This window comes from Rheinheimera lutimaris (assembly GCF_013283795.1).
GTDB classification, from domain to species: Bacteria; Pseudomonadota; Gammaproteobacteria; order Enterobacterales; family Alteromonadaceae; genus Alishewanella; species Alishewanella lutimaris.
Window position 1 is genome coordinate 1 of record NZ_JABSOD010000037.1, and the last position, 14,637, is coordinate 14,637.

At 50.6% G+C, this 14,637-nt stretch carries 11 protein-coding genes; 8 read left to right on the top strand and 3 right to left on the bottom strand.

What is annotated here, in order from left to right; genetic code table 11:
• Positions 1-86 precede the first annotated feature (86 nt).
• Positions 87-1,640, bottom strand: coding sequence for a methyl-accepting chemotaxis protein (locus tag HRH59_RS18820; RefSeq protein WP_173502805.1), 1,554 nt, complete (start codon positions 1,638-1,640; stop codon positions 87-89).
• Between the two features lie 220 nt (positions 1,641-1,860).
• Between HRH59_RS18820 and HRH59_RS18825 the strand changes: the two genes are divergently transcribed.
• The 4 genes from HRH59_RS18825 (at position 1,861) to HRH59_RS18840 (ending at position 5,546) form a co-directional block, all read left to right on the top strand.
• Positions 1,861-3,207: a DUF4397 domain-containing protein gene (locus tag HRH59_RS18825; protein ID WP_173502806.1), complete on the top strand. Its 1,347-nt coding sequence runs from the start codon at positions 1,861-1,863 to the stop codon at positions 3,205-3,207.
• Between the two features lie 19 nt (positions 3,208-3,226).
• Positions 3,227-3,919: a response regulator gene (locus HRH59_RS18830; RefSeq protein WP_173502807.1), complete on the top strand. Its 693-nt coding sequence runs from the start codon at positions 3,227-3,229 to the stop codon at positions 3,917-3,919.
• Positions 3,920-3,923: 4 nt separating this feature from the next.
• Positions 3,924-5,081 (top strand): sensor histidine kinase, encoded by a 1,158-nt coding sequence (locus tag HRH59_RS18835; protein ID WP_173502808.1) that lies wholly within the window; start codon positions 3,924-3,926, stop codon positions 5,079-5,081.
• A gap of 81 nt (positions 5,082-5,162) precedes the next feature.
• Entirely contained in the window at positions 5,163-5,546 is a 384-nt protein-coding gene (locus HRH59_RS18840; RefSeq protein ID WP_173502809.1) for a response regulator, read from the top strand.
• Positions 5,547-5,609: 63 nt separating this feature from the next.
• On the opposite strand, the gene HRH59_RS18845 is transcribed toward HRH59_RS18840, so the two are convergent.
• Both HRH59_RS18845 and HRH59_RS18850 read right to left on the bottom strand, forming a co-directional pair.
• On the bottom strand, positions 5,610-7,529 hold the full coding sequence (locus HRH59_RS18845; RefSeq protein ID WP_231702568.1) for a phytase: 1,920 nt from the start codon (positions 7,527-7,529) through the stop codon (positions 5,610-5,612).
• Between the two features lie 22 nt (positions 7,530-7,551).
• The gene (locus tag HRH59_RS18850; RefSeq protein WP_173502810.1) at positions 7,552-10,308 is read right to left on the bottom strand and encodes a TonB-dependent receptor; all 2,757 of its coding nucleotides are present in this window, start codon (positions 10,306-10,308) and stop codon (positions 7,552-7,554) included.
• Between the two features lie 146 nt (positions 10,309-10,454).
• Between HRH59_RS18850 and HRH59_RS18855 the strand changes: the two genes are divergently transcribed.
• The 4 genes from HRH59_RS18855 (at position 10,455) to HRH59_RS18870 (ending at position 14,557) form a co-directional block, all read left to right on the top strand.
• A complete protein-coding gene (locus HRH59_RS18855; RefSeq protein WP_231702569.1) occupies positions 10,455-11,408 on the top strand; it encodes a GGDEF domain-containing protein in 954 nt (317 codons plus the stop codon).
• On the top strand, positions 11,408-12,439 hold the full coding sequence (locus HRH59_RS18860; protein WP_173502811.1) for a helix-turn-helix transcriptional regulator: 1,032 nt from the start codon (positions 11,408-11,410) through the stop codon (positions 12,437-12,439). The genes HRH59_RS18855 and HRH59_RS18860 overlap by 1 nt, the downstream gene beginning before the upstream one ends.
• Before the next feature lie 27 nt (positions 12,440-12,466).
• Positions 12,467-13,402 carry a metallophosphoesterase family protein gene (locus HRH59_RS18865; RefSeq protein ID WP_173502812.1) on the top strand — a complete coding sequence of 312 codons (936 nt, stop codon included), beginning with the start codon at positions 12,467-12,469 and terminating at the stop codon, positions 13,400-13,402.
• A gap of 114 nt (positions 13,403-13,516) precedes the next feature.
• Positions 13,517-14,557: a hypothetical protein gene (locus HRH59_RS18870; protein WP_231702570.1), complete on the top strand. Its 1,041-nt coding sequence runs from the start codon at positions 13,517-13,519 to the stop codon at positions 14,555-14,557.
• Positions 14,558-14,637: the final 80 nt, after the last annotated feature.

Consider the following 14,637-nt stretch of genomic DNA (forward strand, 5'->3'; position numbering starts at 1 on the left):
AAAAATGCCGGTCAGCTTAACTGACCGGCATTAGGCATATGCCGGCCTTTTATCTTTATCGGGTTTTATCCCACGAATCAGTCGCCCTAGCGGGCAAACCGCACCACTAATTCATGCAGTTCATTCGACACCAATTGCAACTGTTTAATACTGTCGGCAGAGTTTGCAGCTTCCGTCAGGCTGTTGTTAGCCAAACCGGAAATATTCACCACTTGCTGGTTAACTTCTTCAGCTACATTAGCTTGCTCTTCCACCGCAGCGGCCATTTGAATAGACATATTGGCAATATTGCCCACCGCATCGGAGATGCCGTTCAGCATCTCTTCGGTTTCTTTAACTCGGCTAAGCCCGGTTTCAGCGCCGGCCGTACCGCTTTGCGCCACCCGCACAGCAGTGTCGGCGCGGCTGGTTAAGTCACTGACAATCTGGTGGATTTCTTTGGTAGACTCCTGGGTACGCTGTGCCAGGTTGCGAACCTCATCAGCTACGACCGCAAAACCACGGCCCTGCTCACCGGCACGCGCCGCTTCGATAGCAGCATTTAGCGCCAGCAAATTGGTTTGTTCCGCAATTTGCTCAATCATTTGCGCTACTGTCGCTATTTTGCGGGTTTGTTCAGACACTTCGGTAACAGAGCTGCTGATAGCATTCACGGTTTCGCGCAGCTCTTCTATGGCTTTACGTGTTATGCCGGCTGTCTGGCGGCTTTTGCCGGCCAGCTCATTAGATTGCTCTGCCTGCTGTGCCGTTTCCTGTACGTGCTTTGATACTTCTGCAATAGTTGTGGTCATCTGATGCATAGCAGTGGCGGCCTGTTCCGTTTCCTGTTGTTGGCGCTCAATTAACTTCATTGATGACTGCGCCAGTTCCAACCCCAGATCAGACTGTTTCGACACACTTTTAGCCGCATCTTCCATCCGGCTTAACACCGCGCCAAGGTGCGCTTTAGAGCTCATTACCGCCACTTTCAGCTCGCCGACATCGGCAGAATCATCGGTAAAGGTTTGCACGGCTAATTCATGGCGGAATGAATTAGCTAACAACATTTTGACGCTGTCCAATGCCTGCTTTTTACTGATATTTGCCCACACTACATAACCAATCATTGTTAATAACAATATTAGCTCTGATATCCCGGAATAACCCGCTAAATAAAGGCCCGCTGCCAACAGCAACATTACAATCGACACTGAATTAGCCGCACCAAGGTGAAAATTCCGGGCGCGAAATTTGCCGTTATTAATAGCAGTGTACAATTTTTCTGCCCGCTTGATATCTTCCCGTGCCGGACATGATCGCACCGATTCATAACCAACAACCCGGCCGTTTTCTGTTACCGGTGTTACGTAGGCATCCACCCAGTAATAATCACCGTTTTTGCTGCGGTTTTTAACCAACCCCATCCACGGTTTACCGGCTTTTAAATGCTCCCACATAATTTGATACGCCAACGGCGGCATATCCGGATGGCGCACTATATTATGCGGCTGCCCAATTAACTCAGTTTTGCTAAAACCACTTATTTCAATAAAAGCATCATTGCAGTGTCGGATATTGCCGTTTAAATCGGTATTGGAAATCAGTTTTTGTTGCGGGGGGAAAGTACGTTCAGTGTTGGTAACCGGCATATTGCGACGCATAACAGAGTGCTCCGTGCATTAACAATTAATTAAGCTGAATCCTAAAAATAGCAACAGTTATCAATAAGGCAATGAAGATTAAAGAATATAGTTTATAAAACGACCCGGCTCTGCCTCAATGTTAAGTAAGGTTAAGCAACGTAAAGCAGGGTAAATTAATGAACTGCTGCGCTGCGCGTACGCTCTTAGCCGCGTTATATCATTCACTTAATGAGGCGTTATGCGTACTTTTTTTACTGTGTCGGCACTTGGTAGTGTAATCATGTTAACCGGTTGTGGTGGCAGCAGCTCTGAGGAAACTTCAGCCACTTACACCAGCAGCTATATCCAACTTTACAATGGCTCGGCCAACAGTACCTCTACCCGATTGTTACTTACCGACAGCGATGACAGCACTGTGTTGGCCGGCACCGCAGCCTATACTGACGCTACGTCGTTAGTTAGCTATACTCCGGCCAGCTATGATATTTCTCTTAGCCGCCTGAACAGTGACGGTGATGATATCAGTATGTTAGACAGCAGTATCACCCTGCGCCAAAGCTATAAGCACTTGTTGTTTTTAACCGGTGATTACAATAATCCTGAACTGCTGACATTGCAGTTTTTGCGGGATGACAGCCTTACCGACAGCTTTAAGCTGTATGTAGTCAGCTTGTTACCCGACGACAGCAGCTATGATGTGTACCTGAGTACATCAGATACCGGCTTTGATGAAGCCACACTGACGGCAACGTTAAATTACAGCCAAATCAGCCCGGTGATGGAGTTTGAGCGCGGCAATTATATTATTTACATCACCGAAGCCGGCAGCCGCGATATATTATTTCAATCGTCAAAATATAACTTTGAATACCTGACTGAATATGTGCTGGTCCCGCGTATAGCCTCCGGCCCGCTGGAAGGCAATATCGCTGTAGATGTTATTAATAACACCACAACCGTTGGTAATCTTACTGATCTGACCGCACCGGCCCAGTTCCGTCTGTACAACAGTGTCGACAGCGCCGGCAGCAGTGATATTTTTTTGAATAGCAGCGTTGCTCTTACTGCATTAGCTACAGACACCTTGTCAGACTATCTGCAACTGGCCGCCAAAGACTACCGTCTGTCAGCAACTGATGAACAGGGTCAGCCGTTGCTAAGCAGCTCTCTGTTAACCTTGAATCAGGGTGAGAGTAAAGTAGTGGTGCTGTATCAAAATGCTGATGCAGTAACATCAGCACTGGTAGCAGAAGAAAGCAATACACCGCAAATTTATGATTTCGATATTAATGTGGTAAACACCATTTTTGATTACAGCGCCCTTAGCGTGTACTTCGTACCACCCAACGAAACTGTTGATACCACAGAATATTACATTACTTCGGTCAACAGTGGTGCGCAAAAAGAAATCAGCATTCCAGACGGCGAATATACTGTTTTTCTACTGTATACCGACGATAACAAGAACAAAATGCTGTTAGCAGAGTCTGAGCTGCAGGCTTTCGTGGCCGGTAGTAACTATTTGTTGGTTGCCGAGCCTGACAGCAACAGTAGCAGTGGCTACAAACTAAGCCTATTGCGTTAAACAAATCTCTGAGGTTGCCGTGCTGCATTTATTGTTAATTGATGATGATACTCAACTTACTGCTTTGCTGGCGGAGTATCTGCAACGGGATGGTTTTCACATTACCATTGCCAATAACGGCGCTGCCGGTTTAGAGCACTGCCGGCAACAGATGTTTAATTTGGTTATTCTGGATGTAATGATGCCGCAGTTAGATGGTATCTCGGTGTTAAAGCAGTTGCGCCGCTTCAGCAATATTCCGGTGATCATGTTAACGGCGCGGGGTGAAGGCCCTGATAAAGTTATTGGCTTGGAACTGGGTGCGGATGATTATATCGCCAAGCCCTGTTTACCACGTGAGCTAAGTGCCCGTATTAAAGCTATATTACGCAGGGTGCAGCACAACACCAGCCAAACTGAATTGCAGCTTGGCGCTTTACGCATCAAACCGGTTAACCGCAGTGTGCTGTTGCAACTCGACAATATTGAATTAACCGGCGCAGAATTCAGCATTTTATACCTGCTGGCACAGCACGCCGGCTACATAATCAGTAAAGCGGATTTATCGCAGCAGGCACTGGGTAAGCCTTTAGGCAGTTATGACCGCAGTATTGATGTGCATATCAGCCATATCAGACAAAAATTGGGCAAACCACCGGCAGGACAACAATGGATCACTGCAGTACGCGGTAAAGGCTATCAATTTACCTATCCGTTTGGCACCGGAGCATAGCAATATGAACAAGTTGTTTTGGCGTTTTTTCCTCGTATTTTGGGCCACCTTGCTTATGGCAGTTGTGTTAGTGCGTCTGACTTTTACCTGGGATGATGCGCCACCCTGGTTACCACCGGACAAACTGCCGGTTGGGGCCGGCTTTTTCAGCCAACCATCAATACCGGCTTACAGTGTTAACGCCGCAGGCACCGCAGATTTCTCCGCAGCCGTTGCACCTACACATCCTGTGCCGCCGTTCTGGCGCAGGCCAATGCTGCATCTGGCTGTGTTGCTGGCGGCCAGTATTTTGTTCAGTTGGGTACTGGCGCGCCATATAGTCGCCCCGGTACGGCAATTAAAACAAGCACTGGCCGGACTTGCCACAGATAACTGGCGTACCCAACTGGGCAGCAAGCTCACCTCAAGACAGGATGAGTTTGGTAGCCTGAGCCGGAATTTCAATCAGATGGCCGGCCAGGCAGCGGAAGCTATCGCCTCGCAGCGCCGCTTGCTACATGACGTATCACATGAGCTGCGCTCACCACTGGCCAGAATGCAAATTCTTACCGGGCTGGCGGCACAATCGCCGTCTTATGCTGGTTTAGCAATGGAGAAGATAGAACAGGAAGCCAGCAAACTTGATGCCCTGGTCACTGAAATTCTGACCTTCTCCAGGCTGGAAAGCGGAGCAGTAAGTGCCGAGCATATTGATATTAACCTCGCAGAACTGGTAGCCTCGGTCTGTGATGATGCACGGCTGGAAGCTGACAGCAGCAACAAGTCGTTGTGGCTGCATCTGGAAAATGTGCCGTTAATTAAAGGCGACCCGTCGCTGCTGTACAGCGCGATAGAAAATGTGATCCGCAATGCCGTCAAATATACACCGCCATACTCCGAAGTCAGTGTTTGTTTGCGCCAACATCAGCAGCGGCTGAGTTTACAGGTGCGCGACCAGGGGCCGGGCGTGGCGCCGCAACATTTATCTAAATTATTTACGCCATTCTTTCGCGCACAAAGTAGCCACAATGGCATTGGGTTAGGCTTAAGTATTGCCAAACGCGCCACTGAGGCCTGCAATGGCAGTATATATGTAGCTAATATTATGACAAATAACGAAATTAGTGGCTTTAGCGTTGAAATATGCTTACCGGTAAATTCATCTTCCGTTCAGGCAGAATAACTAAACTGCGATGCTGTTTTTCCGTTTTAGTACATTTTTGCATTACACTGTAATTGCATCTGCGACCGCAAAGGATCTGCCATGACACAACAACAGTGCTCAATATTAATCATTGATGACGCCTACACCGTGCGTGAATACTTACGCCAAACCTTATTGCACCTTGGTATCAGCAATGTGCACGAGGCCGACAGCGGCAGCAAAGGCCTGTCAGCATTTAAACAACATCATCACGATTTGGTGTTTCTGGATATTGAGTTGCCTGATATGAACGGCCAGCAAATTTTGCAGCAAATTAAAACCCGGGCTGACAAAACACATGTGGTAATGGTAACGGCGCACAATTCTGTCGACAATGTACAACAAAGCATTGCAGCCGGAGCCAGCGGCTTTATTGCCAAGCCGTTTTCACCGCAAAAGATTAAGAATATCGTTGACCGCTGTCTGGCAGCAAAGCTGAATTAACAGAAACTAAACCTTGCTATTGAATGACAGAGGCCGCGATTAACGCGGCCTCTGTTGTTATAGCTATTTTAATTGTTGCAGTATATCCGCCCAAGGCACCAGTTTCAGGTTTTGCCCCTGCTCCGGCATACGATTGCGGCCATCCTGCACGATCAACGCACCTTGCTCAAACCCCGGCCCCAACGAGCGGGTTGTGATGTCCAGTCCGTCGGTTTCTGACACACCATCTATACCTCGTTGCGGGTTAGTGCTGATGCGAAAGTGCAAGCGTTCAGCGTAAGGTGGCGCTGCGTCATACAGCAGGTAACTGTTATTACCCTGGCTTGATACCAGCAAATAGCTGCTGCCGTTATGCTCTGCCAGCGCAATGCCCTCAATATCATCCACCAGCCGCTCGCCATCTACACGAATTATCGCCTCACCTGTAGTATCCGCATCGGCAGCGGCGGCAAAACGCCAGATGGCTTCGTCTTCCTCGCCAACAAATAACAGGCCGCGTTTATCATCAGCGACACAGCCCTCCGGTTGTGACGGTACCTGCAATGAGCGCACTAAGCTGCCCTGCCAGGTTTTGCCATCAGTGCCGATTTGATACTGCCGGATTAAGCCGGATTTATCATTAACAAAGACATAGTGTTGGTTATTTTGGCTACTGTGATACATACACAGGCCGTAAATATCCTTCATACCGGTCGCTACTTTGCCGGCGTTGTGCAGCTTGCCGTTAGCATCAATAGCAAACAGCTGCAGGCTGTTATCATCGCGCAAACTGGCTACTGCGATATCGTGCTCAGCCCCTTGCCAGTTCAGGCCATAGCGTACATCAACATTATTTAACCGCCCAACACTAAGCTGCTGTACGCGCTTACCCTGCATATTGTACACATCCAGCCCGGCACGTTTGTCGGTGCCGAGGATCAGGCTAAGCTCAGGCTGCGCCGGATGATGCCAAACCGCGGGGTCATCCATGACATCGCCGCGCTGACTGGCAGGCTCGGTTTGTAAGCCAGGCATCATCTGCATCACGGCTGCTTTACCACTGTGCTTTGCCATAACAGGCAGCGTTAACGCCAGCTGCTGCACAGGGTCGGTGTCCTCAGTACTGATATAGGCTGCTGTGTTGTTAGTTATCATACTTACGCTTAAGCCGCTGGCCTGTTTAAGTGCCGGCAGCGGCATAGCGCTTAGTAATTCGCCATCGCTGCTGATATGTAACAACCGCACCGGCTCTTCCTCCAGCGCCAGCAGACTGCCGTCAGACAACGTTTGCAGCGCTTTCACTTCACCCTGCAACTGACCAAAGGGCTTATTTACCTGCACCAAACTGCGGCCTTCATCGGCTTCAGGCTCGGCCTGGTAGCGCCAGATAGCGCGGTCAGCTTCGGCGATATACAGCGCACCGGCAATATGATCTACTGTACAGGCAGTGCTGTCGTAAGGCACATTCAGTTCACGTATCACCAGCGGATGAGCCAACCACTGCTGCTGTTGTTGTAACAGCAACTGATCAGCGCCACCACGACCGCCGAGTAAAAATAAGCTCAGCTGCTGATTTTCGCTACTGCGATAAAAACATAAATCATCTACCACGCGGCTACTGATCAACTGTTGCTGCATCAGCTGTAGCACAGTTGGCTCTGCCGGGGCAAAACGCCAGACATACAAGCTGTTGCTGTTGTCATCCATTGCCGCCAGCAGCAAGCTGCTGTCATTCAGCGGTTGCAGCGCAAGGCGGATAAAAGCCCCGTCGTAACGGCTGAGTACTGTAGCGCCCTGCTGTACCTGCAAACCTGTGGCGTCAGTAAACAGCTGATACTCCGTACCGGCTATTTGCACATTGTGGTAATGGCTGGCATTAACCGCTAATGCCTGTGCTGCCGGTTCCGCTGTCTGCTGATTGGCGGCCTGACAGGCACTGAGCAGCGCCGCCAGCGCCAGGCTGACAGCACTTAATAAAAACATTTTTTTAGTTGATAACATCATGTGGTCCTTGTGCCGCAGCGGCTTACCAGTTAGTAATTTGCACGCCCAGCACAAAGGTGCGGCCGTATTGTTCATACTGGAAGTTATAAGGCTTGCGGCCGGTATAAGCGTAATACGGCTCATCGTTAAGATTTATTACGTTAAAGTACAGCTGCATGCCGCGCCGGACTGTCCATTTACCGGTAAAATCAAGCTGCATATGGTCATCTGAATACACATCATAGCCAGCATCAGTCACATCGCCCACTTCAGCCAGATATTTCGATTTATAGTTGGCCGCCAGCCGCAGGCTAATCACTTCAGTTTCATAACCCAGGCTCAGGTTAGCGGTTTTATCTGACTGGCTCGGCAGTGCCACTTCACGGCGTAACAAGGTGCCATCGTCAAACCATTCAATATCAGCAGCAGAATCGGTTAGCGTCAGGTTAGCAGACAACAACAGGTTATCCAGCCAGTTATCATGGCCCGATAGCTGATGAATAGCATTCAGCTCCAGGCCGTATAAATCAGCTTTACCACCGTTAACAAAGGTCTCTGCTTTGGCAAAGTTGCTATAATCACCGCGGCCGGCCAAATCAGCTTCATAAATAAAATTATCAATTTGTTTGTAGAACAGCATGGCAGAAAGCACGCCGAGTTTGTCGGCATAATGCTCAATACCCAGATCGAAGTTATTCGACGTCAGGGCCTTTAACTGCGGATTACCAAAAGCAGCTTCGAGCTCATCATCATCCTCTTCCAGCAAAAACGCTGGCGACAACTGTTCAAAGTTAGGCCTTACCAGGCCGGTACTGAACGCCGCCCGCACAATACTTTGCTCCGACAGGTTGTAACGCCCTACCACGGCCGGTAGCCAATAGCCCTCTGAGCTGTTCGCCCGGTTGGCACTGAATACTTCTTCTATAGCATCGTAACGGCTGCCAATGGCATCGCGCTTTTCATGTTCGTAACGCACACCCGTGATCAATTGCCAGTTATCGCGCTCCCACTGCGCCATAAAATAGGCTGCGCTGATATCTTCATCGATCTGGTAATCGTTAATTCGTGATTCAACTTCATCGACGAAATCGGCGCGATTTAAACTATTAACCAACTGATAAATACTGCCGCTGTTAATCGCCGATCCCATAGTGCTCAGGCTGTAATCGACCGCGCCAGCGGCGTAATCGCTCAGGCTAAGAGCGTCAATACCCAAATCGGCGAAGTCTTCAAACAACCAGACATCTTCTTCAGCACGTTTCTCGCGCTGGCTGAACTTGGCACCGGCTTTTAACAGCACACTGCCGTGGCGCTGAATGATCTCACGGCTCAGATCAAACTTAATATTACGCTCAGTTTCTTTGGCGTAAGTATCGCCCATTTCCACTTCTTTTAATTCATAGCCATCAGCGAGAAATGCTTCGGCCGGGGCTGTCAGCCGCAGTATCTTACTACCGCTGAAACCAACGCCGTCGGCAAACTCCTGCTCAAAATCAGCTGCAGCGATATTAAACGGCGTATCTTCATCTGCCTGGCTGGTGCCGGTTTCAAGTAACCACTCCCAGTTACCGGCTGTTTGTTTGGTGCCAACCACCAGGGCGCTGATGCTTTGAGTTTCTTCACGCTGTTTTAACGAGCGGATAAGCGTTGCTTCGCCGTTTACGCCGGCAAATTGCGCATCAGCCAGTTCTGCTATCAGGCCCTGACGCGTTTCAGTATCACTAAACCGGCTATACAGGCTGCGCAGGTAATACTCGTTATTGTTGCCCGGCCGGTAATCCAAATTCAGTGCCAGACCAATACGTTCACGCTTAATGCTGTAGTCACGCAGTTCAAACTCCTCCAGCCCCTCGTCAAAATCCCAGTTGCCGCCGGTCTCTACGTTTTCTGAGCCAAATTTACGTTCGGCATAACTGGCTGCAATGGCAACACCTAAGCTGTCGGTCTCACCACCGGCGTCGAGTATCTTGCTGAACACGCCGGAGACTTTCGGGCTGGTTTTGCTTTGCAACTCGTTGAACCCCGCTTCTGCGGTAAAGGAATAAAAGTCGTTGCTGCGATCAAACGCCGATAAACTTTTAATTTCAACCGTGCCGCCTAACGAGCCGGCCGGCATGTCCGGCGTCAGGGTTTTGTTAACTTCTACCGATTCGAGCAAGTCTGATGGGATCACATCCAGCGCCACCGCGCGACGGCCGGCTTCCGGCGCCGCCAGCTGGGTACCGTTATAGGTTACTGCGTTATAATCCGGTGCTAAACCGCGCACCCGCACAAAACGGCCTTCACCCTGATCGCGCTCTACCGACAATCCCGCCAGGCGTTGCAGCGCCTCACTGACATTGCTGTCAGGAAACTGGCCCATTTCATCCGTGCTGGCCACGGTAACAATACCACCGGCATTACGCTGCCGGTTCAGTGCTTTACTTACCGCACCCGACTGCCCCACCACTTCGATATGCTCTACCGCCTCGCTGGCAGACAACAACTTAATATCACCGAGGCGCTGCTCCGTATCGGCAACCACCAATACTCTGGTTTCCGGCATCGCGCCCAAATAATTTACCAGCAGGGTATAAGTACCGGCCGGCAGTTGAGCAAAATAAAAACGGCCATCTGCGGCAGTCGTGCGGCGCAACTTCAACTCAGGGATGCTGACTTCAGCACCACTTAGCAGATTGCTGCGATTGTCGGTTATGCGTCCCTGTATATCAGCATCAGCCAATGCCGGGCCGGCAAAGGCCAGACTAACGGCCCAGGCCAGCAGATTACGTCGGGTGTTCTTTTGGTAAGTCAGCTTCATAGGTTGCTCTTAAGTTTACGGCTAATCATTACCTGCCATTGTGCCGCTGCCATATGACAAAATGCCGTTTGTTAACATCACCCCCTGCGCGGTTATGACCCGGGTCTCAGCGGTGCAGCGCAGGGTTAGCGGAGCGAAAATCTGTCATGCCACTGTCATACAGGCAGCGGAAAATTGGTTTTATTTCTGCGGATAACCTGACTATGTGGCGACAACACCGCTACAAAATGCTCTTCAGCCTGCTATTGCTGTTAAGTGGCTTACTGCTGGCTGTTAATAGCGGCAACGCCAAACTCAGCAATGAGTTCGATTGGCTGGATGTTTTAGGGGAAGGCACAACTTTACTGGTTGCCATTGGCTGGCTGGGGCTGATTATCAGCAGTCGTCCGGCCGGCAGAGTTACTGAGTGGCTGTACTACGGCAGTTTATTGCTGGTGTATTCTTATTTTCTCGACTTGCTGGACGAATTTATCCGCTATCCGGAGCATTTGCGACTGATGAGCTGGCTGGAGTCTTTACCGGCGCCGGTTGGTATGCTAATCCTGACATACGGCCTGGTAGGCTGGCATCGCGAACAGCGTGCAATTAACCGCCAGCTGCGCGGCCGCGAACTGTTTTTGCGTGATCATCAACTGATTGACCCTTTAACCCAACTGTACGGCATCGAATACCTGCAAGCCGTATTGCAGCGCGAGATAGAACTGCACCAAAGCCAACATAAAGCACTGAGCTTACTGGTGCTGGACATTGATAACTTTGCCGGCTTTAACCGCCGCCACGGCATGGCCGCCGGCGATACTTATCTTAGCCGTTTAAGTGAATTACTCAGCAGTCAACTGCGGCACAGTGATCTGGTATGCCGCTACGCCGGCGACCGCTTTATTGCGCTATTGCCCAACACCGCTTTGCCACAGGCGCAGATTATGGCGCAGCATTTACGCCAGCAATTATCACAACTGGCTGACGCACAGCACGAGCCGGTACTGACGCTGGCAGAAATGGCGGTGCAACAACACAGCGCCCAAGCCGCACTGCAACAGGCCGCTACTGTTATGGCGCAGGCTAAAACGGCAGGCGCAGTTACGTTGCAGCCAAGCTAATGAGCCGGCGCCACTTTGGCTATCAGGACAAAGTTTTGCTGTTGCAACATGGCAGCACTGAGCTGTTGGCACTGGCGCAACGGCGCGGTGCTGTGCTGCATAAGCTGTTAAGTGGCACCGGCATTTTTGAGCAAGACTTACACAAACCGCTTGGCCGGCTGCACCATACCGACTGGTTAACGCTGCTGCAAAATTGCCGCCAGCAGGTACAAAGCCCCGAGCTGCCTTACCTGCTGGGCAGCGCCTTGCTGAACAGCCGTTATATTTCGCTGTGTCAAAGCCTGCAATATGCAAAAAACCTGCGCCAGGCACTGGCGCAGCTGTATTATTTCCGCCATCAGCTGTTTCCTTGCTTCTATATCCGGCTGTATCAACAACAGCACTGCATAGTGCTGGAGTTTAAACCGGCGCTGGGCTTAGCAAACCAGCAGGCGTTTATGTTAACCGTGCTCTGCTCATTGCTGCTTGGCCTGATAAAACAACAACTGGGCACATTAAGCGGCGTCAGCCTGCAGTTACAACAAAGTGCAGAGTCGCCTGCGTTACAGCAGCAACTTTTTGGCGGGCTAAACCTTAGCTTTAACCAGGTCGCGAACAGCCTCAGTATTCCACTCGCTTTATGGCAGCAAGAGTTTAATCATGCCAACGCAGCAGAATTTAACGCTGCGCGGCGCACCTGTCGCCAGCTTAACCATGTATTGCCCAAACAGCGCGCCTTGCCGGAAAGTGTCTGCCGCCTGCAACGCCGCGCCCTGCCGCAGCTTTTAAACCAGGAGCAGATTGCCGCCGCACTCGGGCTAAGCAGTAGCAGCTTAAAACGCCAGCTCAGCCAGCATCAGACTAACTTCGCCAGCTTACTGGACGAGGTACGCCGCGATGCGGCGCGGCAATTGCTCCGGCAAGGCAACTACTCTAACCGGCAGCTGGCATTAAAGCTGGGGTACTCCGACGAGCATAACTTTCGCCGTGCTTTTAAACGCTGGACCGGCTTAATCCCCAGCAGCTTTAAAGGCCTGTTTAATTTCAACTAACCGTACTAATTTTAACAAGGATATTTAATGAAACTGCTTAACACTGTTAGCCTGGCGCCATTGCTGTGTTTTACGCTGCTGGGCTTTACACTGTTTGCCTGCTCACCGGCACAACAGCAAACCGTTCAGCCAAATACGACAGCCGCTGCAGGTACGACTGCTGCAGATAGTGTAGTATTGCGCTTTGCTGTGCTGGGGGATGCCGAACCTAAACCCGAGCCGCAGTTTCCCAACATGGCCGCGGCGGTGGCCGACGTAAACCGGCTGGCAGAGCAAACTAAGCTGGATTTTGTCGTCGGAGTGGGTGATATCGCTCACAAAGGCACCTTAGTGCAATACGACAATGCTACGCCGGTGCTGCAGCAGCTAACGCTGCCGTTTTATCCGATTATGGGTAATGAAGAGCACGGCAGCACGGTAGAGCGCTTTATGCAGTACGCTAACAGCTGGAATAACGGCAAAATCACGCTGGATTCTCCAAGCTATGTGCTGGAATTTGACACGGTAGCGCTGGTATTTGCCTCACCCGATCACGGCCGCGATTTTAACGACAGCGGCATTAGTTGGCTGCTGGCGCAATTGACACAATTAGCGCCTAAACCGGTATTACTGATAGTGCACGGTGCCCAAACCGGTGTTTATCCGGAGGCTGCCGACAAAGGTATCAAGCATCCGGGCTTTGCCAACGTGATTGCCCAGCCTAATTTAGCTGCGGTGATTTCCGGCGATTTGCATATGGATATGGACAGAGTAGCGCACTCTAAGCAGCTGGATGGCGTACATTATCTGCATATTCCGGCATTGGAGCGCACCAAAGTTCCGGATGAAAGCCGGCACACGGCGATGTTTCGCGTGTTTAGCCTCAGCAGCGACGGCCTGATGCAGGTAGATACCTACCAAACCGGCAATGCCACAGCGCTGGCACGCCATGCGTATCAGTTCAGCATTGGCCAACATAATTAACCTGCTTAAATTTCTGCCTGATCAAGATGTTAATCTTCAGGCAGAAAAAACTGCTTAAGTTTTAATCAACACTTACCGATAACCGTTTAACAGAAAAACCTTGTGGAGCCTATGATGCAAATTACATCAGCTTCGCAACAGTTTGCGGTTGCCGAACAAAAAACCGTTGCTTATGGTCGCAAACAGCAGTTACTAAGCAAAGCCAACACCGAATCCCGTCCTGCCGTTATTGCCGCAGTGCCTGCTGTTGCTGATAAAACAGTGCCATCTGCCACCACGCCTGCTGCCCAAGAACAGCCGGAACAAACTACCGATGATGATCAGGTGTTTAACGCCTTTCAAACTGTCGGCATGGTAAAGCGCATTTTGGCGCAACTCAGCGCCCACACCAAAGACTGGCTGGATAAGCCGGCTGTGGCTGAATTCTCCGCTAAAAATATCGACAGCGCTGCTTTCTCTGTCGCCCTGTCGCAGCAGTCACTGTGGCTAAGCGCCAGCCAAAGCCAACAAAACAGCGCCGGTCAGGTTATGGCTACCGAAGCGTGGGAACTGGGTTATCAGGCGGTGCAGGCCAGTTTTAGCGGTGATTTACAACTTAGCGATGGCAGCAGTATCAGCTTTGCCTTTGATTTTAGTATGGAGATAAGTTGGGCCAGGTACAGCTACACCGAGCAGCCGCTGCAGGATCCACTGGTGGTTAGCTTGTCCGGTAGCCCTGTGCAACTTAGCAGCGACAGCAGCTTGTTTGACCTGCGCAGCGATGGCAGTGAAGTAAAACTGCCACAGCTGGCGGCGCAGCAATATTATCTGGCCTATGACAGAAATCAGGACCAACAGGTTAATAACGGCACTGAGTTGTTTGGTCCGCGCACCGGTCAGGGTTTTGCCGAACTGGCAAAATTTGACGATAACGGCAATGGCTTTATCGACCCGGCTGATGATATCTGGCAGTACCTGTATCTCTGGCGGCCAAAACAACAGCTGTTAAGCATGACAGAAGCAAAGCTGAGCGCGTTTTCTCTAAGTTCAGCCGCCACTGCTATGCCATTGTTGGATAAACAGCAGCAAAAGCAGGGCGAAATCCAGCGTAGCGGCCTGGCGTTTACAGAGGATACCAGGCCCGTTCTGGTACAGCAGATAGATTTAGTGGTGTAATAGTTGACAATTAAAACTATAAGAATCGACTTACCCTAAACCAACCGTTGACGGCATGGATGCCGGAATCGAGCCTACAG